The organism is Micromonospora sp. NPDC001898, assembly GCF_042891255.1.
Taxonomy (GTDB): Bacteria; Actinomycetota; Actinomycetes; order Mycobacteriales; family Micromonosporaceae; genus Micromonospora.
Window position 1 is genome coordinate 862,417 of record NZ_JBIATC010000001.1, and the last position, 20,066, is coordinate 882,482.

General features: G+C 72.7%; 21 protein-coding genes. 11 read left to right on the forward strand and 10 right to left on the reverse strand.

Going from position 1 to position 20,066, the window contains the following annotated elements; genetic code table 11:
- Nucleotides 1-40: 40 nt before the first annotated feature.
- Nucleotides 41-325 (forward strand): F0F1 ATP synthase subunit epsilon, encoded by a 285-nt coding sequence (locus ACFYZF_RS04130; protein WP_161685160.1) that lies wholly within the window; start codon nucleotides 41-43, stop codon nucleotides 323-325.
- Between the two features lie 12 nt (nucleotides 326-337).
- Nucleotides 338-793 carry a DUF2550 domain-containing protein gene (locus ACFYZF_RS04135; protein ID WP_387015741.1) on the forward strand — a complete coding sequence of 152 codons (456 nt, stop codon included), beginning with the start codon at nucleotides 338-340 and terminating at the stop codon, nucleotides 791-793.
- A gap of 166 nt (nucleotides 794-959) precedes the next feature.
- Here the strand turns inward: ACFYZF_RS04135 and ACFYZF_RS04140 are convergent, their stop codons facing one another.
- Both ACFYZF_RS04140 and ACFYZF_RS04145 read right to left on the reverse strand, forming a co-directional pair.
- Nucleotides 960-1,199 (reverse strand): hypothetical protein, encoded by a 240-nt coding sequence (locus ACFYZF_RS04140; RefSeq protein WP_387015744.1) that lies wholly within the window; start codon nucleotides 1,197-1,199, stop codon nucleotides 960-962.
- A gap of 117 nt (nucleotides 1,200-1,316) precedes the next feature.
- Nucleotides 1,317-1,889: a cob(I)yrinic acid a,c-diamide adenosyltransferase gene (locus tag ACFYZF_RS04145; protein ID WP_350884451.1), complete on the reverse strand. Its 573-nt coding sequence runs from the start codon at nucleotides 1,887-1,889 to the stop codon at nucleotides 1,317-1,319.
- Here ACFYZF_RS04145 and murA point away from each other — a divergent pair.
- Nucleotides 1,888-3,324, forward strand: a complete 1,437-nt coding sequence (murA, locus tag ACFYZF_RS04150; RefSeq protein ID WP_387015747.1) for a UDP-N-acetylglucosamine 1-carboxyvinyltransferase — start codon at nucleotides 1,888-1,890, stop codon at nucleotides 3,322-3,324. The genes ACFYZF_RS04145 and murA overlap by 2 nt on opposite strands.
- Before the next feature lie 174 nt (nucleotides 3,325-3,498).
- Nucleotides 3,499-4,347, forward strand: a complete 849-nt coding sequence (locus tag ACFYZF_RS04155; protein WP_387015750.1) for a 3-hydroxyacyl-CoA dehydrogenase family protein — start codon at nucleotides 3,499-3,501, stop codon at nucleotides 4,345-4,347.
- A 41-nt stretch (nucleotides 4,348-4,388) separates the two neighbouring features.
- Here ACFYZF_RS04155 and ACFYZF_RS04160 read toward each other — a convergent pair whose 3' ends face one another.
- The 3 genes from ACFYZF_RS04160 to ACFYZF_RS04170 form a co-directional block, all read right to left on the reverse strand.
- Nucleotides 4,389-5,195, reverse strand: a complete 807-nt coding sequence (locus ACFYZF_RS04160; protein ID WP_387015753.1) for an alpha/beta hydrolase — start codon at nucleotides 5,193-5,195, stop codon at nucleotides 4,389-4,391.
- Nucleotides 5,196-5,307: 112 nt separating this feature from the next.
- On the reverse strand, nucleotides 5,308-6,156 hold the full coding sequence (locus ACFYZF_RS04165; RefSeq protein WP_387015756.1) for an ABC transporter permease: 849 nt from the start codon (nucleotides 6,154-6,156) through the stop codon (nucleotides 5,308-5,310).
- On the reverse strand, nucleotides 6,156-7,058 hold the full coding sequence (locus tag ACFYZF_RS04170) for an ABC transporter ATP-binding protein (RefSeq protein ID WP_387015759.1): 903 nt from the start codon (nucleotides 7,056-7,058) through the stop codon (nucleotides 6,156-6,158). The genes ACFYZF_RS04165 and ACFYZF_RS04170 overlap by 1 nt, the downstream gene beginning before the upstream one ends.
- A gap of 173 nt (nucleotides 7,059-7,231) precedes the next feature.
- Between ACFYZF_RS04170 and ACFYZF_RS04175 the strand changes: the two genes are divergently transcribed.
- Nucleotides 7,232-9,238, forward strand: coding sequence for a protein meaA (locus tag ACFYZF_RS04175; protein ID WP_387015762.1), 2,007 nt, complete (start codon nucleotides 7,232-7,234; stop codon nucleotides 9,236-9,238).
- 20 nt (nucleotides 9,239-9,258) lie between these two features.
- Here the strand turns inward: ACFYZF_RS04175 and ACFYZF_RS04180 are convergent, their stop codons facing one another.
- Nucleotides 9,259-9,555 carry a DUF1540 domain-containing protein gene (locus tag ACFYZF_RS04180; protein WP_387015765.1) on the reverse strand — a complete coding sequence of 99 codons (297 nt, stop codon included), beginning with the start codon at nucleotides 9,553-9,555 and terminating at the stop codon, nucleotides 9,259-9,261.
- A gap of 161 nt (nucleotides 9,556-9,716) precedes the next feature.
- The gene (locus tag ACFYZF_RS04185; protein WP_387015768.1) at nucleotides 9,717-10,697 is read right to left on the reverse strand and encodes a polysaccharide deacetylase family protein; all 981 of its coding nucleotides are present in this window, start codon (nucleotides 10,695-10,697) and stop codon (nucleotides 9,717-9,719) included.
- Nucleotides 10,698-11,173: 476 nt separating this feature from the next.
- On the opposite strand from ACFYZF_RS04185, the gene ACFYZF_RS04190 reads away from it, so the two are divergent.
- Nucleotides 11,174-11,770, forward strand: coding sequence for a hypothetical protein (locus tag ACFYZF_RS04190; RefSeq protein ID WP_387015771.1), 597 nt, complete (start codon nucleotides 11,174-11,176; stop codon nucleotides 11,768-11,770).
- A gap of 103 nt (nucleotides 11,771-11,873) precedes the next feature.
- On the opposite strand, the gene ACFYZF_RS04195 is transcribed toward ACFYZF_RS04190, so the two are convergent.
- Nucleotides 11,874-12,491 (reverse strand): DUF4126 domain-containing protein, encoded by a 618-nt coding sequence (locus ACFYZF_RS04195; protein ID WP_387015774.1) that lies wholly within the window; start codon nucleotides 12,489-12,491, stop codon nucleotides 11,874-11,876.
- 71 nt (nucleotides 12,492-12,562) lie between these two features.
- On the opposite strand from ACFYZF_RS04195, the gene nucS reads away from it, so the two are divergent.
- Nucleotides 12,563-13,222, forward strand: a complete 660-nt coding sequence (gene nucS / locus ACFYZF_RS04200; RefSeq protein ID WP_387015776.1) for an endonuclease NucS — start codon at nucleotides 12,563-12,565, stop codon at nucleotides 13,220-13,222.
- Between the two features lie 63 nt (nucleotides 13,223-13,285).
- Here nucS and ACFYZF_RS04205 read toward each other — a convergent pair whose 3' ends face one another.
- Nucleotides 13,286-14,788: an aldehyde dehydrogenase family protein gene (locus tag ACFYZF_RS04205; protein WP_387015778.1), complete on the reverse strand. Its 1,503-nt coding sequence runs from the start codon at nucleotides 14,786-14,788 to the stop codon at nucleotides 13,286-13,288.
- A gap of 322 nt (nucleotides 14,789-15,110) precedes the next feature.
- Here ACFYZF_RS04205 and ACFYZF_RS04210 point away from each other — a divergent pair, with 322 nt between their 5' ends.
- The 4 genes from ACFYZF_RS04210 to ACFYZF_RS04225 all read left to right on the forward strand — a co-directional run bounded on the left by ACFYZF_RS04210 (nucleotide 15,111) and on the right by ACFYZF_RS04225 (nucleotide 18,777).
- Entirely contained in the window at nucleotides 15,111-15,533 is a 423-nt protein-coding gene (locus tag ACFYZF_RS04210; RefSeq protein ID WP_387015781.1) for an FHA domain-containing protein, read from the forward strand.
- Nucleotides 15,534-15,675: 142 nt separating this feature from the next.
- The gene (locus tag ACFYZF_RS04215) at nucleotides 15,676-17,466 is read left to right on the forward strand and encodes a 3-hydroxyacyl-CoA dehydrogenase family protein (protein ID WP_387015784.1); all 1,791 of its coding nucleotides are present in this window, start codon (nucleotides 15,676-15,678) and stop codon (nucleotides 17,464-17,466) included.
- A 189-nt stretch (nucleotides 17,467-17,655) separates the two neighbouring features.
- On the forward strand, nucleotides 17,656-17,910 hold the full coding sequence (locus tag ACFYZF_RS04220; protein ID WP_387016066.1) for a hypothetical protein: 255 nt from the start codon (nucleotides 17,656-17,658) through the stop codon (nucleotides 17,908-17,910).
- Nucleotides 17,911-17,976: 66 nt separating this feature from the next.
- On the forward strand, nucleotides 17,977-18,777 hold the full coding sequence (locus tag ACFYZF_RS04225; protein ID WP_387015786.1) for an alpha/beta hydrolase: 801 nt from the start codon (nucleotides 17,977-17,979) through the stop codon (nucleotides 18,775-18,777).
- Between the two features lie 64 nt (nucleotides 18,778-18,841).
- Here ACFYZF_RS04225 and ACFYZF_RS04230 read toward each other — a convergent pair whose 3' ends face one another.
- Nucleotides 18,842-19,915: an AI-2E family transporter gene (locus ACFYZF_RS04230; protein WP_387016068.1), complete on the reverse strand. Its 1,074-nt coding sequence runs from the start codon at nucleotides 19,913-19,915 to the stop codon at nucleotides 18,842-18,844.
- Nucleotides 19,916-20,066 lie beyond the last annotated feature (151 nt).

Sequence of the window (20,066 nt, forward strand, 5' to 3'; positions counted from 1 at the left end):
CTAGACTTTCGACAATCCGCCGCCGCAGCAAGGAGACAGCGTGGCAAAGCAGCTTCACGTCGAGCTCGTAGCCGTCGAGGAGAAGGTCTGGTCCGGCGAGGCCGAGATGGTCGTCGCCCGGACGACCGAGGGTGAGCTGGGTGTGCTGCCGGGGCACGCGCCCCTGCTGGGCCAGCTCGCCGAGCCCGGCCAGGTCCGGATCAAGCTGGCCAGCGGCGAGCAGGTCTCGTACGAGGTGGCCGGTGGCTTCCTCTCCGTGAGCAGCGAGGGTGTCACCGTTCTCGCCGAGAGCGCCACCCCGGTCTCCGCCCCGCAGAGTCGCTGAGCCGACCCCGCGATGGAGATCGTGGAGGGGATCGGGATCGGCTTCGCCGCCGTGATCGCCGCTCTGCTGATCCTCTTCGCCCGACGGGCGCTGGTCACCCGCACCGGCGGGATCATCCGGCTCAGCGTCCGGGTCTCCACGATGCTCGACGGCCGGGGCTGGTCGCCCGGTTTCGGCCGGTTCGCGGGCGATGAACTCCGGTGGTACCGGATGTTCTCCTTCGCCCTGCGCCCCAAGCTGGCGCTGTCCCGCAAGACCCTGGTGGTGGAGCGCCGGCGGCTGCCCGAGGGGCAGGAACGCCTCTCCATGCCCGCCGACTGGGTGATCCTGCGGTGCACCAGTCAGTGCGCCCCGGTGGAGATCGCCATGGCCCGGTCCACCGTCACCGGCTTCCTCTCCTGGATCGAGGCCGCCGCACCCGGGGCGGCCTCGCCCCGCCTGGCATCCCAGGACTGGCCCGCCGCCTGACCCACCCTTACCCCCGCCCCCGCGATCTTGCACTTTGGGCCCGGGCGTAACGGGCAAAGGGCGCGCTACCGGGGCCGTAACTGCAAGATCGCCGGAGACCCGAGGGGCGCCGCGCGGGGTCAGTCGGTGGAGGCGGTCAGTTCGACCTCGTACTCCTGGGTCGTCGTCAAGTAGGCCGTGTGGCGTCCGGGCCCCCGGCGTGCGGGTGGCGGCCCGGGAAGAGCAGCGTCCAGCCGTGGGCCGGCGCGGCCGAGACCAGCCGGTCCACGGCGGCCGGCGGGCCGGCGTGGAAGGCCAGGTGGTTCAGGCCCGGGGCGAGCCGGTCGTGGTTTCGCCCGGACAGCGCGGGGGACTCCTTCAGCGCCAGGCACGTCGGGCCGAGCCGCCAGGACCGGCCCGCCGCCACTCCTGGAACGGCGTCCAGCCCAGCAGCCAGCCCCGGCCGTGCACCGCGCCGGCCAGGTCGGGCACCCGGACCTCGACGTGGTGCAGGGCCCCGACCGGACGCGGTCGGTGTCGACGCTCAGCGCTTACCGCCCGGCACCCACAGCACGTCTCCTGCCGGATTTGCCGCTCTTGACAGGATAAAGAGCAGATCGGAGAGCCGGTTGAGATACTTTGCCGGGAGGATGCTGGTCCGGTCGGGGTCCTGCGCGACCAGCGCCCATGCCGCACGCTCGGCCCGCCGGGCGATCGTCCGTGCCACGTGCAGCAGCGCCGCTCCCGCGGTGCCGCCGGGGAGGATGAAGGAGTCGAGCTTGCTCAGGCGTGCGTTGTACTCGTCGCACCATCCCTCGAGACGGTCCACGTACTCCTCGGTGACCCGCAGCGGCGGGTACTCCGGGTCCGGCTCCACGGGGGTGGACAGGTCGGCGCCGACGTCGAACATGTCGTTCTGGATCGACCCCAGCACCGCCCGCAGCTCGTCGTCGAGCTGCCCCAGCGCGATCGCGACGCCGATCGCGGCGTTGCACTCGTCGACGTCCGCGTACGCGGCGATCCGCGGATCGGTCTTCGGCACCTGCTCGTTGTTGCTCAGCCTGGTCATGCCGGCATCGCCGGCCCTGGTGTAGATGCGCGTGAGGTGGACGGCCATGACGCACAGCCTACGGATACCCGACCTGACCATCCCCGCTCGGCCGACCCCGACCTGCCCGGCCGGGGTCGGCCCCGGCGACGCCGGCGACCCGGCGGTCAACGACGTCGACGTCATCCGGGTCTCCGGGAACGCCCGGCTCGCCGGGACGGTGCACGTCGTCGGGGCGAAGAACTCGGCCCTCAAGCTGATGGCCGCCGCGCTGCTGGCCCCCGGGCGCAGCGTCATCACGAACGTTCCCCGGATCACCGACATCGCCATCATGGGCGAGGTGCTGCGCCGGCTGGGGTGCGGCGTCCGGTTCGACGCGGACGACCCCGTCGACCCGATGGTGGCCCGGGGCGGGGTGGCCCGGTCCCGGTCGGTCACCGTCGACGTGCCGGACCGGCCCGGCGCGGAGGCCGACTACGACCTGGTCCGCCGGCTGCGCGCGTCGATCTGCGTGCTCGGCCCGCTGCTGGCCCGCCGGGGGTACGTCCGGGTGGCCCACCCCGGCGGGGACGCCATCGGCTCCCGGGGGCTGGACATGCACATCGCCGGGCTGACCCGGATGGGCGCGGACATCTCCGGCGAGCACGGCTTCGTCATCGCCGCCGCCCCCGACGGCCTGCACGGCGCGGACATCGTGCTCGACTTCCCGAGCGTCGGGGCCACCGAGAACCTGGTGATGGCCGCCGTCCTGGCCCGGGGCACGACGGTGATCGACAACGCGGCCCGGGAACCGGAGATCGTGGACATCTGCTCGATGCTGATCCGGATGGGTGCCCGGATCGAGGGGGAGGGCACCTCCACCCTGCACATCGAGGGGGTGCCGGAGCTGCGGCCGGTGCGGCACGCGACGGTCGGCGACCGGATCGTCGCCGGGACCTGGGCGTTCGCCGCCGCGATGACCCGGGGGGACGTCACCGTGACGGGGATCGGCCCGGGCTTCCTGGAGGTCGCGCTCGACAAGCTGATCTGCGCCGGGGGCCTGGTGGAGACCCGCGGCGACGCCTTCCGGGTACGGGTCGACGAGCGTCCCCGGGCGGTGGACGTGGTCACCCTGCCCTACCCGGGCTTCGCCACCGACCTGCTGCCGATGGCGATCGGGCTCGCCGCGGTCAGCGACGGCGCGTCCCTGATCACCGAGAACATCTTCGACGGCCGGTTCATGTTCGCCAACGAGATGATGCGGCTCGGCGCGGACATCAAGACCGACGGCCACCACGCCGTGGTCCGCGGCCGGGACCGGCTCTCCGGGGCGCCCGTCCGGGCCACCGACATCCGGGCCGGCGCCGGGCTGATCATCGCCGGGCTCTGCGCCGACGGGGCCACCGAGGTCTCCCACGTGCACCACGTCGACCGCGGCTACCCGGACTTCGTCGCCGACCTGCGGGCGCTGGGCGTGGAGGTCGAGCGCGGCAGCGTGCCGGAGGAGCCGGCGCTGGAGATCTGACCGCGGCGCGGGGGCCCTCGCCGCCCCGCCGCCGCTGGTTGTCCGGTTGTCGGGCGGCCCGGTTGTCCGGGTGCCGCCGTCGGGTGCCGGCGGTCGGGTGCCGGCTGACTTATCCATCGTTCAGGACCGCCGATAGGGTGCAGGCAGACACTCAATCGGGCGAGGGAGAAGCAGATGGCGGGTCGACTCGCGGTCGTCGGGGCCGGGCTGATGGGCTCGGGCATTGCCCAGGTGGCGGCGCAGGCGGGCTGGCAGGTGACGCTGCGGGACCTGGACGACGCGGCCACCGGGCGCGGACTGGCCGGCATCCGGAAGTCGCTGGAGAAGTTCGCCGAGAAGGGCAAAATCGAGGCCGCCGAGGTCGAGGCGACGCTGGGCCGGATCACCCCGACCACCGACCTGGAGGCGGTCGCCGACGCGGACATCGTCGTCGAGGCGGTGTTCGAGCGACTGGAGATCAAGCACGAGGTCTTCCGGGCGCTCGACAAGATCTGCAAGGCCGACGCGGTGCTCGCCACCAACACCTCGGCCATCCCGGTCACCCAGATCGCCGCCGTGACCGAGCGCCCGGAGGCGGTCGTCGGCACGCACTTCTTCTCCCCGGTGCCGATGATGAAGCTCTGCGAGCTGGTGCGCGGGTACAAGACCAGCGACGAGACCCTGGCCACCGTGAAGGCGTTCGCCGAGGAGATCGGCAAGACCGTCGTCGTGGTGAACCGGGACATCGCCGGATTCGTCACCACCCGGCTGATCGCCGCCCTGGTCGTCGAGGCGGTCAAGCTGGTCGAGTCCGGCGTGGTGTCGGCCGAGGACCTGGACACGGCCTGCAAGCTCGGCTTCGGCCACGCGATGGGCCCGCTGGCCACCACCGACCTGACCGGCGTGGACGTGCTGCTGCACGCCTCGAAGAACATCTACACCGACACCGCCGACGAGAAGTTCTTCCCGCCGGAGCTGCTCCAGCGCATGGTCACCGCCGGCGACCTGGGCCGCAAGACCGGCAAGGGCTTCTACACGTACTGACGCCGCACCGGCCCCTGATCCGTGTCCCGCTCGGGGCCGGGTCAGGGGCGCGGCGGCGTGAGGGCGGCGGCCAGGAACGAGAAGGCCGTCGGGACGACCGTGCCCCAGTAAACGAAGTTGTGCCGGCCATCGGCGTACTCGGCCCGGGCCGGCGGCTCGGGCAGGGCGCGGGCCAGCGCCCGCACGTCGCGCAGCAGGCCGTCCTGCCGGCCGCACCAGAGCCCGACCGGCGTGCCGCGCAGCCGCGCCACGTCGGTGAAGACCGCGTCCCCGGGGCGTACGGCGGGGGAGAACGCGGCCACCGCGCGCAGCCAGCCGGGGAAGGTCTCGGCGAGCAGCAGCGATCCGAAGCCGCCCATCGACCAGCCCCAGGCGGCGACGCGGCTGGTGTCGAAGCCGCGCTCGGCGCACCAGGCCGGCAGTTCCTCGCGTACCATCCGCTGCGGGTCGTCCGCACCGGAGCGCCGCCAGGAGAGCCGGCCGCCGGTCGCCCCGGCGAGTGCGAACGGCGGAGCGCCCCGGCGCACCGCGTCGGTGAGGAACCGGGCGAGCCCGAAGCGCGCGTAGTCGCGCGGGGTGGACGATGCGCCGTGCAGCACCAGGCAGACCGGCAGCCCTCGCCCGTCGCCGTGCCCGGCCGGGACGGCCGTCCAGAAGTCGACGGCACGACCCCGGGCCGCCGACTGCCGCCGGAGCAGCCGTTCGTCGCCGGCCGGAGCGTCGGGCAGCGCCGGTGTCGGCCCCGGGCGTGGACGGGTCAGCTCCCGCGCCGTCGCGCCGCCGGCCACGGCCAGCGCCGCTGTGGCGGCCCCGGCCAGGAGCAGCCGTCGCCGCGTCGGTCCCGCCACCACCGACACAGTCTGTCAGCCCCGGGCCCGGCCCGCCGCCCCACCGGACGCGGGACCACCCCGCGTGCGAGGGAACAGTCTGCGAGGCTCCGGCGGGGCGGGGCGGGCTCCCTCAGCCGTCGCGCTTGGTGGTCCAGCGGAAGGTGGTGAGGCAGAGCACCAGGCCGATCACGCACCACAGGGCGAGGACGATGGCGACCCGGCCCAGCTCGAAGGAGCCGCTCGGCTCCTGGACGCCGAAGCTCTCCGGCAGGAAGACCGACCGCAGCCCCTGGCACATCCACTTCAGCGGGAAGAGGGCCGCCACCTGCTGCATCCAGCTCGGCAGGTTGGTGAAGACGAAGAAGACCCCGGAGGTGAACTGGAGCACCAGGGCGATGGGGGTGACCACGGCGGAGCCGCTGCGCGCCGTGCGGGCCAGCGAGGAGATCGCGATGCCGCACAGGGTGCATGCGGTGACCCCGAGGAGGGAGACCCAGCCGAAGGTGAACCACTTGCCGGCCGTGGCGGGCAGCTTCAGGTCGAACATGGCGACCGAGACGGCGAGCAGCAGGGCGGTCTCGGCGACGCTGATCGCCACCACCATGAGCACCTTGCCGGCGAACCACACCCACTTCGGCATCGGGGTGCCCCGGTAGCGCTTGAGCACCCCCCGGTCCCGCTCGATCGGGATCCAGATGCCGAGGTTCTGGAAGCTCCCCGTCATCAGGCCGGTGGCGATCATGCCGGTGATGAAGTACTGCGTGTAGCTGACGCCCGGGGCGATCTCGTCGTTGAAGATGGCCGCGAAGATCAGGATCATGATGATCGGGAAGCCCATCGTGAACACGACGGACTCCCGGCTGCGCATGAACTGGGTGATCTCCAGCCGGCCCTGGCGCAGGGCGAGCGCGCCCGCCCCGAGCCGGCGGGCCGGTGCGGCGGGGTCGACCGGGGCCGCCGGCCTGGTGGTGGTGGTCATCAGTGTCCGATCATCCTCAGGTAGACGTCTTCCAGGGTCGGCCGGGTCACCGTGAGCCCGGGAATCTCGCCACCGAAGCGCGCGGCCAGCTCCGCCACCAGGGCCGTCGGCGTCGCGCTCTCCGCGGTCTCCACGACCCCCTCGGGGGTACGCCAGGAGACCGTCACCAGGGCCTCCTGCCGGTTGCCGAGCCGGTTCGGCGGGGCCACCTCGACCAGCCGGCCGGCGGCGATCACCCCGACCCGGTCGGCCAGCGCCTCGGCCTCGTCCAGGTAGTGGGTGGTGAGCACGATGGTGGTGCCGGCGGCGGCCAGGTCCCGGATCAGCTCCCAGAACTCGCGCCGGGCCTCCGGGTCGAAGCCGGTGGTCGGCTCGTCAAGGAACAGCAGCTCGGGGCGGCCGATGATGCCGAGCGCGACGTCGAGGCGGCGCTTCTGCCCGCCGGAGAGGGTGTGCGTGCGGGCCTTCGCCTTGGCACCCAGGCCGACCCGCTCGATGACCTTCGCCGGGTCGTCGGCGTCGGGGTAGAAGCCGGAGAAGTGCGTGACCAACTCGGCGACGGTCAGTTCGTCGAACTCGCCGGTTCCCTGGAGCACGATGCCGACCCGGGACCGCCAGTCGCGGGCGGGGTGTCGTGGGGTGCGCGAGGAGCGAGCTTGCGAGCCCCGCAGTCGCGACCCGAAGGCGAGCCCGGGGTCGCTGCCCAGCACGGAGACCTCGCCGGCGTCGCGCTGCCGGTAGCCCTCCAGGATCTCCACCGTGGTGGTCTTGCCCGCGCCGTTCGGCCCGAGCAGGGCGAACACCTCGCCGCGGCGGACCGCGAGATCCACGCCCGCTACCGCGACGTTGTCGCCGTACGCCTTGCGCAGCCCCCGGACGGAGATTGCGAGCTCGTCATCCATGCCGTCCAGTGTGCGTCGTGCGGGCCGGTCGACGGCGTCCGGGGTGCCGGCCGTCCCGCATGTTCCGGTGCTGTCCGCTGTTGATGATGAACAGCTCAGCCCGCCTGGCGTCCCATAGAGCTGTGCGGTTTTTCACCCACCCAAGTGACTTAACGGTAACTTAGACTCCCGCCATGGACGAGAAGGCTCCCCCCGGCCGGCTTCCCGAGCGCGAGCGTCCGTGGGTGATGCGCACCTACGCCGGGCACTCCTCGGCCACCGCGAGCAACGCGCTCTTCCGCCGCAACCTGGCGAAGGGACAGACCGGTTTGTCGATCGCCTTCGACCTGCCCACCCAGACCGGGTACGACCCGGACCACGAGCTGGCCGTCGGCGAGGTCGGCCGGGTCGGCGTGCCGGTGGCCCACCTCGGCGACATGCGGGCCCTCTTCGACGGCATCCCGCTCGCCGAGATGAACACGTCCATGACCATCAACGCGCCGGCGATGTGGCTGCTCGCACTCTACGGCGCCGTCGGCGCGGAGCAGGGCGCCGAGCTGGCCCGCTGCGCCGGGACCACGCAGAACGACATCATCAAGGAGTACCTGTCCCGGGGGACGTACATCTTCCCGCCGGCCGCGTCGCTGCGGCTGACCGCCGACGTCATCGCGTACACGCTGCGGGAGATGCCCCGGTGGAACCCGGTGAACATCTGTTCGTACCACCTCCAGGAGGCCGGCGCGACGCCGGTGCAGGAGGTCGGCTTCGCCCTGGCCACCGCCGTCGCCGTGCTCGACGCGGTGCGCGACGCCGGCCAGGTGCCGGCCGGGCGGATGGGCGACGTGGTCGCCCGGATCTCGTTCTTCGTCAACTCCGGGGTGCGCTTCGTCGAGGAGATCGCCAAGATGCGCGCGTTCGGCGCGCTCTGGGACGAGATCACCCGCGAGCGGTACGGCGTCACCGACCCGAAGCAGCGCCGGTTCCGGTACGGGGTGCAGGTCAACTCGCTCGGCCTGACCGAGGCGCAGCCGGAGAACAACATCCAGCGGATCGTGCTGGAGATGCTCGGCGTCACCCTGTCCCGGGACGCCCGCGCCCGGGCGGTGCAGCTCCCGGCCTGGAACGAGGCGCTCGGCCTGCCCCGGCCGTGGGACCAGCAGTGGTCGCTGCGCATGCAGCAGGTCCTCGCGTACGAGTCGGACCTGCTCGAGTACCCGGACCTGTTCGCCGGTTCGCACGTGATGACCGCGCTGGTCGACGGGATCGTCACCGGGGCCCGGGCCGAGCTGGACAAGGTGCTGGAGATGGGCGGCGTGGTGGCGGCCGTCGAGACCGGGTACCTCAAGAGCGCGCTGGTCGGCTCGCTGGCCGAACGCCGCCGCCGGCTGGAGGTCGGCACCGACGTGGTGGTCGGCGTCAACCGGTTCACCGAGACCGAGTCGTCGCCGCTGACCGCGTCCGGCGCCGAGGCGATCGAGCAGGTCGACCCGGCGGTCGAGGCGGCGGCCGTGGCCTCCGTACGCGAGTGGCGGTCCGGCCGGGACGACGCGGCGGTCGACGCGGCGCTCGACCGGCTGCGCGCGGACGCCGTGACCACCGCGAACCTGATGCCGGCGACCCTGGCGTGCGTGCGGGCCGGGGTGACCACCGGTGAGTGGGCCGGCGCGCTGCGCCAGGTCTTCGGCGAGTACCGGGCGCCGACCGGGCTGGCCGGCGCGCCGATCGGGGTGAGCGGCGACAGCGGCCTGGCCGCCGTCCGGGAGCGGGTCGCCACCACTGCCCGTGAGCTGGGCGCTGGCCGGCTGCGGCTGCTGGTCGGCAAGCCCGGCCTGGACGGGCACTCCAACGGCGCCGAGCAGATCGCGGTACGTGCCCGCGACGCCGGCTTCGAGGTGATCTATCAGGGCATCCGGCTGACCGCCGGGCAGATCGTCGCCGCCGCAGTGGAGGAGGACGTCGACCTGGTCGGCCTGTCCGTGCTCTCCGGCTCACACCTGGACGCCGTGCCGGCGGTGCTGGACGGCCTGCGCGCCGCCGGCCGGGGCGACCTGCCGGTCGTGGTCGGCGGCATCATCCCGCCCGGCGACGCCGAGGCGTTGCGCGCCGCCGGGGTGGCCCGGGTGTTCACGCCGAGGGACTTCGCGCTCACCGGCATCATCGACGACCTCGTCACCGTGGTCCGCGCCGCCAACGGCCTGTGAGAAGGGTTCCCGGTCGTGTGTCAGCGGCCGTCGTACGTCATGCAGTCGGCCATGTCGTTGTCGGGGCCGACCCGGATCGCCGGAGCGCGGCACTCCAACTGGGCGTTGTGACGGCAGTCCGACCGCTGACACGCGCCCACCTGGGCGATCAGCGTCTCGATGCCGCCGCGGACCGGCATCTCGACGAAGGTGTGGCAGTGGGCGTGGTCCGCGCTGCCGATCGTGATGGCGAACGCGTGGCAGTCGCCGGTGTGGTTGTAGGCGCAGGCCGCGACCACGCATTCCTCGACGCGGGGCATCTCCATCGCCGTAGTCATGACGACCTCCTCGGGGTTCTCATCGACTCCTCTCCGACATTAGGCTTTTGTCGCGTTTGATGTTGATGACTGGTCAGCCCGGCCACCCGGCCGGGTGGGTGCCATCCGGCCGTCGAGCGCCATGTCGATCGGCGCAGCCACCCCGATCGGCCCGGCCGTGGTCAACCGGCGGGGCCGGGTGGCGTCGCCGCCAGCACCTCGGAGAGCGGAGCCGGGGTGAGCCCCCGGGCGGCCAGTCCGGCCAGGATGCGCGGCAGCGCCTCGTCCGTCATCGGGGCGTTCGCCTCGGTGACGTGCAGGACGACGACGGAGCCGGGGCGCACCCGGGACAGCACCGCGTCGACGATCGGCCGCCAGGACCGCGCGAACGGGTCGCCGCTGACCACGTCACCGTCCACCACCGTGACGCCCAGCGGCGCCAGCTCGGTCAGGGCCGTGCGATCGTGGCAGAGCCCGGGGAAGCGGAAGTACCTGGTCTGCCGCCCGCCGTACGGGGCGATCAGGTCGAAGGTCCGGGCCACGTCGGCCGCCATCCGCTGCCGGGGAATCGTCGGCAGGTGGTAGCAGTCCGCGGTGAAGGCGAGATGGCCGTACGTGTGGTTGGCCAGCTCGAAGCGCGGGTTGGCGGCCAGGCGACGGGTGACGTCGGGATACTCCTCGACCCACTTGCCGGTCAGGAAGAAGGTGGCCGGCACCCCTTCCCGCTCCAGCAGGTCGACGATTGCCAGATTCGCGTACGACCGGACCGCGCCGCTGCGTAGTTGGTACCGCATCGCGTCGGTCATGTCCGCGTCGAACGTGAGCGCCACCTTGTCGCCGGTGCGTGGCCCGTGGTCCACCACCGGCGGCCGTCGCCCGGCCCGGCTCGCGCCCGGCACCGTCGCCGTCCCCGGGTCTGGCCTGCCGCTCGGCACGGGTGACGGTGCCGACGGTGCCGGCTGTCCGGTCGGCTTCGCCGAGTCCCCGGACGGGGCGGCACGCGGGCTGCCGGAGCCGGTTACGGCGGGCGAGGGCGCCGGTGCCCAGACGATGGCGGCGTGACCGGTTTCGCGTACGGGGGTCGGCGCGGCCAGCAGCGCGGCGACACCGGTCAGGGCGGCGAGCGTCGCCACCAGGGGGACGCGGGAGTTCTTCACAGGCACCGGCAGATGATCTCAACGGTGCACCCCCACCCGCTGACCCCCATCCACCCCTGACCGATTCCGTCAGGCCCCGCGGGGCGATCACGAGGTTTGTGCCGGATGGGGCCCCGACTCCGACGCAAACCCCTTGATCACCTCGCGCCCGGGGGTGGGCGGGGCCGGAGTGAGGTTTGGGGTGGTTCGGGGGTGTGACCGGGGGCATCCGGCCGGTGGAACATGGGCCGGCCCGGGGTCGTTACACATGGCAGACGATCGAGTAGCGCACCCCGCTGCCGAGCCGCCCGAACCCCCGTGGAATGCGGGCCGGCCCCCGGTCGTTACACATGGACCCGCCGCCACCAGCACCCCCCTGCGGGCGCGGTGAGCCGCGACTTCCCCCCTGATTCTTGATCTGTTGGGCGCCTCGACGTGGTGCTCACACCCCCCGCCCCTCCCCGGGCGGGCGCGTGTGTCGACCCCCGATTGGAGACACCCCCATGAACACGATCATCCGTAAGAGCGTTCTCGGCATCGCCGGTCTCGCCTTCGCCGGCGGCGTGTTCGCCGGCCCCGCCACCGCCCACACCACCACCCCCACCGCATCCACCCCGACCACCGCCGTCGCCGTACAGGCCGACAAGCCGGCAGCCGACAAGGCCAAACTGATCCCCCACGGCGTGCAGGGCGAACAGTCCCGCATCACGCTCGACGACGAGCAGACCGCCAACGCGAAGGCCATCATCGCCGCCACGAAGAAGGCCGGCATGAACGAACGGGCCGCCGTCATCTCCATCGGCACGTCCCTACAGGAGTCGAAGCTGGAGAACCTGGGCCACCTGGGCGACCGCAACGACCACGACTCGCAGGGCCTGTTCCAACAGCGCCCCACCTCCGGCTGGGGCACCCCCGAACAGATCACCGACCCCGAATACTCGACCCTGGCGTTCCTGAAGGGCCTCAAGCAGGTCGACGGGTGGCAGGACATGCCCCTGACCGAGGCTGCCCAGACCGTGCAGGTGTCCGCCTACCCCGACGCGTACGCCCAGTGGGAACAGCAGGCCGCCGACCTCGTCACCGAACACTGGAACAGCTGACCCCCGCACCACCGAACAGCCAACCGGCCGGGCCCCCGACAAGGGGGCCCGGCCAGCGGTGTCTGCGGGAACGAGGTCCAGGGCGCGTGAGGTGGGCGGGTGATCAGACGCGGAAGCCGGCGGCGCGGGCGGCCTGGCGCTCGCGGCGGCGGCCCTTGCGGCGGCGAAGGAACCAGAAGAGGAAGAGGACGAAGCCGACCAGGAAGGCCAGCACCAGCACCGGCAGGATGATCGCGACCAGGGACATCACGATGCTGGTGGCGTCTTCGGCGGTGCTCGCGACCGGGGCCCCCACACCGGCGGTGGTCGCGTTGATCACCGGGCGGGCGGCGGACTTGAGCAGGTGCACGCCGAGGGCGATGAGCACGCCGGTCACCACCGGCACCCACTGGCTGGACGAGAAGAAGTGGCCGGGATCGCTGACCGTGACCGTCTCGGAGCTGGAACCGGCACCGAAGGCCAGCCCGCCGGCGGTCGGCCGCACCACCGTCTGCACGACGTCGTTGACGTGGTCGACGACCGGCACCTTGTCGGCGACGACCTCGACGGTGAGCAGCACCGCGAGGATCACCATGACCCAGCCGTTGCCGAGCCACTGCCAGCCGCTGGGAAGGTCGATCAGATCGGTGTAGCGGGCCAGCAATCCCATGGTGAGCAGGGGTATGTAGGCGTTCAGGCCCGCCGATGCGGCGAGCCCGGTACCAGTGAGCACTTCGAACACCGTCTCAGCATGGCACCGCGCCGCCAGTGCCGCTCGACGGCGGAGGTCGGGGTCTCCGCTACCCTCGTCGGGTGCGGCTGGTGATTGCGAAGTGCTCGGTGGACTATGTCGGACGGCTCTCGGCTCACCTGCCGCTGGCCACTCGCTTGTTGATGGTGAAGGCGGACGGGTCGGTGTCGATCCACGCCGACGACCGTGCGTACAAGCCGTTGAACTGGATGAGCCCGCCCTGCCGGCTGGAGGAGGCCCCCGGCGTGTGGCGGGTGGTGAACAAGGCCGGTGAGGAGCTGCGGATCACCCTGGAGGAGATCTTCCAGGACACCTCGTACGAGCTGGGTGTCGACCCGGGCCTGCGCAAGGACGGCGTCGAGGCGCACCTGCAGGAACTGCTGGCGGCCAACCCGACCGCCCTGGGCGACGGGTTCACCCTGGTCCGCCGGGAGTACATGACGGCGATCGGGCCGGTGGATCTGCTCTGCCGGGACGCGGCGCAGGGCGCGGTCGCCGTCGAGGTGAAGCGGCGCGGCGAGATCGACGGGGTGGAGCAGCTCACCCGCTATCTCGAACTGATGAACCGCGATCCGCTGCTCGCCCCGGTCAGCGGCGTCTTCGTCGCCCAGGAGATCAAGCCGCAGGCCCGGGTGCTGGCGACGGACCGGGGCATCCGCTGTGTGGTGGTCAACTACGACAAGCTGCGCGGTATCGAGCGCGACGAGCTGACCCTGTTCTGACCGCCCCCGACCGGCCGCCGGCCCGCCCCGGTCAGCCGCCGAGCGTGCGGCTGGCGCGGCTGGTCAGCGGCGGCGACCGTACATCAGCTTGGTGACCTTGATCAGGCGGGCGACGTCGGCCGGGGTGCGCTCGAAGGTCATCGCCGGCAGCAGCGACCGGGCCCGGCGTCGGGTGACCGCCTTGGCCCGGCCGAACTCGCGCAGCCCGTCCTCGCCGTGGATCCGGCCGAAGCCGGAGTCGCCGACCCCGCCGAACGGCAGGGTGGACATCCCGGCGAAGGTCAGGGTGGAGTTCACCGCGGCCATCCCGGAGCGCAGCCGCCGGGCGATGGCCACCGCCCGCCGCCGGCCGAACACCGAACCACCCAGGCCGTACGGGAGGGCGTTGGCGCGGGCTACCGCCTCGTCGGCGTCGCGGACCCGGTTGATGGTCAGCGTCGGGCCGAAGGTCTCCTCGCGGACGGCGGCGGAGTCCTCCGGCACCTGCACCAGCACGGTCGGGTGCACGTACGGCGGCCGTACGGCGTCCGCGCCGCCGAGCACGGCCTGACCGCCCCGGGCCAGCGCGTCGTCGATGTGCCGGCGGATCACGTCGAGCTGGGCGGGCATGGTGATCGGGCCGATGTCGGCCCCCTCGGCGCCGACGGTCAGCCGGCCGGCCCTCTCCACCACCTTGCCGACGAAGGCGTCGAAGACGGGCTCCACCGCGTACACCCGCTCGATGCCGATGCAGGTCTGGCCGGCGTTGGTGAGCGCGCCCCAGACGCACGCCTCGGCTGCGGCGTCCAGGTCGGCGTCGCTGTCGACGATCATGGCGTCCTTGCCGCCGGCCTCCAGCAGCACCGGGGTCAGCGACTCGGCGCAGGCCGCCATCACCTTCTTGGCGGTGGCCGTCGAGCCGGTGAAGGCCAGCTTGTCGACCCCGGAACGGCACAGCGCCGCCCCGACGTCGCCGAGGCCGTGCACCACGGTGAACACCGGATGCTCCGGCACCACCTCGGCGAAGGCGTCGGCCAGCCACTGGCCGACGGCCGGGGTGTACTCGCTGGGCTTGAGGACGACGGCGTTGCCGGCGGCGAGCGCGTACGCCGTGGAGCCGATCGGCGTGAAGACCGGGTAGTTCCACGGGCCGATCACCCCGACCACCCCGTACGGCACGTATTCCAGGTGGGCGGAGAACTCGGCGAGGATGAGCCGGGAGCGCACCCGGCGCGGCCCGAGCACGCGGCCGGCGTTGCGGGCGGCCCAGTCGATGTGCTCGATCGCGGTGAGCACCTCGACGATGGCGTCGGGAACGGGCTTGCCGCCCTCGGCGTGCACCAGCTCAGCCAGCTCCTCGATCCGCCGGGCCAGCACGCCGCGCCAGCGCAGCAGCCGCTCCCGGCGGCCGGTGAAGCCGAGCCCGGCCCACCAGGCCGCCGCCTCCCGGGCCCGGTCCACCGCCGCCGGGACATCGGCCGCTGCCGCGGCAGGCAGCCGTCCCACCTCCGCGCCGGTGGCGGGGCTGGTCGACACCAGCCGCCCGTCCTCGATGACCGGGGCACCCGGGACACGCACAGCCGTCATGGCGGAAGTCTAGACCCGGAAGCTACCCGCTGGTAGGTCTCCGGTGGCCCGGAGAACCAGGTGCCGAACAGCCGGGTGCCGGCGGTCCGGGAGGCCGGCGTCGTGCCACCCGGAAGCCGCCCCCGGACGGCCCCGAGGGCCGGTGGCGTCGACGGCGCCGAAACCCGACTGGCGGGACGGGCCGGATGGCTCTGGCGGGAGCCGAACCGGCTAACCGGAGATGACCGGGCGGGGTCGCGGAGATGACCGGCCGGTGGTGGGGACGGCTATCACGTGATGGCACGCTGACGCCGGGACACCGGGAGCTGGAGGCTGACCGTCCATGAGGGATCTTCCGGAACTGATGCCGCTGCTGACCGTGGCGGGCGGACCGATGCGTGGGGCGAGCTTCCGGCTCCGCACGGAGCCGCAGGTGATCGGTCGCGCGTCGACGGTGGACATCGCCGTCGACGACCCGCACCTGAGCCGTCGGCACGCCAGCGTGCGGTTGGCCGTCGGCGGGGTGACGCTGGTGGACCTGGGATCCACCAACGGCACCTGGCTCAACGACCGGCGGATCGACGGGCCGGAGCAGCTCTCCGACGGGGACGTGATCCGGCTGGGCCGTACCGAGCTGCGCTTCTTCGACCCGGGTCTGGCCCGGACCGACCCCGTCGGGCTGCGGCTGGGCCCTGCTCTCCGGAGCCGTGACCGTCGCCCCACCCTCCCGTTGCCGCTCGCCGCCCCGCCCGCCGCCCGCACCTGAGGCCGCCGACCTCGACGGCGCCGGCCGCGCCCACCTCGTGAAATACCCCACCGTGACTCGACAACTGAGCGTCACATGGCAGACTCGCGCGCATAACCCTAGCGACCGTTCAGCGGTCTCGTGGAGCACTGGGAGGCCGGTCGTGGCGCGCGAGTTCACCAGCGTGGGTGTCGTGGGGCTGGGCACCATGGGCGCGGGGATCGTCGAGGTCTTCGCGCGCAACGGCGTCGATGTCGTCGCGGTCGAGATCTCCGACGGCGCCCTGGAGCGCGGCCGGGCCAACCTCACCGGATCGACCGACCGGGCGGTCGCCCGGGGCAAGCTCGCCGAGGCCGACCGGGACGCCCTGCTCTCCCGGGTGGACTTCCGGGTGGGCCTGGACGCGCTGCACTCGGTGGACCTGGTGATCGAGGCCGTCCCCGAGCACCTCGACCTGAAGCAGCGGCTCTTCGCGGAGCTGGACCGGATCTGCCGGCCCGAGGCGATCCTGGCGACCAACACCTCCTCGCTGTCGGTCACCGAGATATCGGTCGCCACCGGGCGGCCGAACCAGGTCATCGGCATCCACTTCTTCAACCCCGCCCCGGTCATGAAGCTGGTCGAGGTGGTCCGCACGGTGGTCACCTCCGCCGAGGTGGTCGCCGACGTGGAGGCCCTCTGCGCCCGGCTCGGCAAGGTCGACGTCACCATCAACGACCGGGCCGGCTTCATCGCCAACGCGCTGCTGTTCGGCTACCTCAACCACGCCGTGGCGATGCACGAGGCGCACTACGCCACCCGCGAGGACATCGACGCCGCCATGAAGCTCGGCTGCGGCCTGCCGATGGGCCCCCTCGCCCTGATGGACCTGATCGGCCTCGACACCGCCTACGAGATCCTGGACACCATGTACCGGCGGGGCGGGCGGGACCGCCGGCACGCGCCGGCGCCGCTGCTCAAGCAGATGGTCACCGCCGGGCTGCTCGGCCGGAAGTCCGGCCGGGGCTTCTACACCTACGAGCGGCCGGGCTCGCCGAAGGTCGTACCGGACGAGCGGACCCCGGCGACGGCGGGACCGGCGCTGGCCGACGGCGCGCGGGCCATCGCAAAGGTCGGGGTGGTCGGTTCCGGGACGATGGCCACCGGGATCATCGAGGTCTTCGCGAAGGCCGGCTACGAGGTCGTCTCGGTGACCCGGGGCGCGGAGAAGTCCGCGAAGGTCTGCGAGGCGGTCAAGACCTCCCTGAACAAGGGCGTGGTGCGGGGCAAGCTCAGCGAGCCCGACCGGGACGCCGCCCTCGGCCGGGTCACCTGGTCGGCGACCCTGGACCACCTCGCGGACGTCGACCTCGTCGTCGAGGCCGTGATCGAGGAACTGAGCGTCAAGAAGGCCCTTTTCGCCAGCCTCGACGAGATCTGCAAGCCGGGCGTCGTGCTCGCCACGACCACCTCCTCGCTGCCGGTGATCGACGTCGCGATGGCCACCCACCGGCCGGCCGACGTGGTGGGGCTGCACTTCTTCAACCCGGCGCCGGTCATGCCGCTGGTGGAGATCGTGCGGACCATCCGCACCTCCGAGGAGACCACCGCCACGGCCCGCGCGGTCTGCGCGGCGCTGGGCAAGACCGGCGTGGTCTGCGCCGACCGGTCCGGCTTCGTCGTCAACGCGCTGCTCTTCCCGTACCTGAACGACGCGGTGAAGATGCTGGAGGCCAGCTACTCCACCGCCGACGACATCGACCACGCGATGAAGCTCGGCTGCGGCTACCCGATGGGCCCGTTCGAGCTGCTCGACGTGGTCGGCCTCGACGTCTCGCTGGCCATCCAGCGCGAGCTGTACCTGGAACTGCGCGAGCCCGGCTTCGCCCCGGCCCCGCTGCTGGAGCACCTGGTCACCGCCGGCTACCTGGGCCGCAAGACCGGGCGCGGATTCCGCGACCACACCCGCCGCTGAGCGGGTGACCGCCGGGCGGCCGTCGCCCCGGAGTGCGCCGAGGGGCCTCGCCGGGGCCCGGCTCGCCGACGACCTCACCAGGCCCGAGGCCTGGAACTGACCGTACGCTTGGTGACTGTGAGCCCCCGTCGCAACCGCCCCCGCCGGGACGAACACGTCCACCTCGACGCCGACCAGGCCCGACACGGCGTGCCCACCGTGCAGCAGTGGCGCGACGGCGACTGGCAGGTGCGCGGAATCAGCGGCGGGGCGTCGGCCAAGACGTACCGCTGCCCGGGCTGCGACCAGGAGATCCGACCGGGGGTGGCGCACGTGGTGGCCTGGCCGGCGGACGACCGGGGCGACCTGACCGACCGCAGGCACTGGCACAGCGGCTGCTGGCGGGCGCGGGACCGGCGCGGCCCGGGGGTCCAGCGCGGCCGGGGCGCCCCCCGGTACGGCTGAGCGATCTGGATCACCCCGTTTCCGCCCCGCCGGGCGCCGACGGCGGCGGCGCGGGAGACTGGGACGGTGAGCACACCGATCCGCGCGTCGTCGATCCTGCCCGGGCACCGCGAGGACATCGAGCTGCACACCGCAGACGGTCTGCGGCTCGTCGGCGAACTGGCCCGGCCGGTGGACCGGGAGCCGGTCGGCACGCTGGTCTGCCTGCACCCGCTACCCACCCACGGCGGGATGATGGACAGCCACGTGTTCCGCAAGGCGGCCTGGCGGCTGCCGGCGCTGGCCGACCTGGCCGTGCTCCGGTTCAACACCCGGGGGACCAGCAGCCTGCGCGGCACCAGCGAGGGCGCGTTCGACAACGCGGCCGGCGAGCGCTTCGACGTGGCCGCCGCCATCGAGTACGCCGAGTTCGCCGAGCTGCCGAACATTTGGCTGGTCGGCTGGTCGTTCGGCACCGACCTGGCGCTGAAGTACGGCTGCGACCCTGCGGTGGCCGGGGCGATCCTGCTCTCCCCGCCGCTGCGCTTCTCCGCCCCCGACGACCTCACCCACTGGGCCGAGAGCGGCAAGCCGCTGACCGCCCTGGTGCCCGAGTTCGACGACTACCTGCGCCCCGACGAGGCCCGCGAGCGCTTCGCGGCGGTGCCGCAGGCCGAGCTGGTCGGGGTGCCCGGCGCGAAGCACCTGTGGGTCGGCGACGCCGAGACCGTGCTCGACGAGATCGTCCGCCGGGTCAACCCGGCCGCCCCGCTGCCCCTGCCGCGCACCTGGGACGGCCCGATCCAGACCGGCGACGTCAGCGCGTACGCCGACCGGACGGTCGCGTCCTTCGCCGACACCCCGGTCCCCGGCCCGCGCGCGGACTGACCCGGCCGCGCCGGAGCCGGGCGACCTGCCGGCCCCCCGGGGTGCCCGGTGTTCGGGGCGTCCGTCAGCGGGCGTCCTGGCGGGGGAGGACCACCTCGCGCAGGATCAACTGGAGGGCGGCCACCAGCGGGATCGCGACCAGCGCGCCGACCACGCCCAGCAGGGACACCCCGAGCAGCGCCCCGAGCAGGGCGGCGACCTCGTTGACCTCCACCGATCGGCGCATGATCTTCGGGTAGATCAGGTAGTTCTCCACCTGCTGGTACAGCACGAAGAACACGACGCAGGCGATCCCGACGGGCAGGCTGGTGGCGAAGCCGACCAGGCTCACCACCACCGCACCCAGCGTCGCGCCGATCTGCGGGATCAGGTCGGTCACCGCGATCACCACCGCCAGCGCGAACGGGTACGGCAGCCCGACGATCAGCGCGAACACGAAGGTGGTCACGCCGGCCAGCACGGCGATGCTCAGCGCGCCGACCATGTACGCGCCAACCTTGGCGAGGATCTCGTCGCCGATCAGCTGTACCCGACGGCGACGCGAGCGGGGCACCAGCGAGTACCCGACGCGGCGTAGCCGGTCGAACCAGGCGAGGAAGTAGATCGTCAGCACCAGCACGGTGAGCGCCCGGAAGAGGGTGCCGGCGATCAGCTGCGCGCCGCCGAGCACCCCGCCCAGCGCGCGGCCGATGGTGTTGGCGTTCGCCGCCGCCTGGACCTTCTTCATCACGTCGAACCGCACGACGAAGTCGTTCACGGCCTCGTTGCGGCGCAGCTCCTCCACGTAGTTGGGGAGTTGCTCGATGAACTGGCCGGACTGGGTGACCACGGGCGGCACCAGCGCCACCAGGCCGCCGACGATCAGCAGCAGCAGGGTCAGCGCCACCGTCGCCACCGCCAGGCCGTTCGGCAGTCCCCACGAGCGCAGCCGGACGACCGCCGGGTTGAGCCCCACGGCCAGGAACAGCGCGATGACCACCAGCACGAGGATGCCGGCCGAGTTGCGCACGCCGAGGAACACGGCGTACGCCAGCAGCACGCCGAGCGCACCGGTGAAGCCGACCAGGAAGCTGTTGCGACGCAACGGACGCCCCGGCGGCCCGAACCGGCCGGAGCCGGTGGCGACCCCGCCGGGCACCTCGAAGTCACTCGCGTCAACGTCACTCGCGTCGGAGCCACTCGCGTCGACGTCGTCGGTCGGGGCGTCGCCCGCCGGCTTCCGGCCGCCCCGCCTGTCGGCCGGGGTGTTGCGTGGCGGGCGGTCGTCGGCCGGGGCCGCTGCGGTCGTC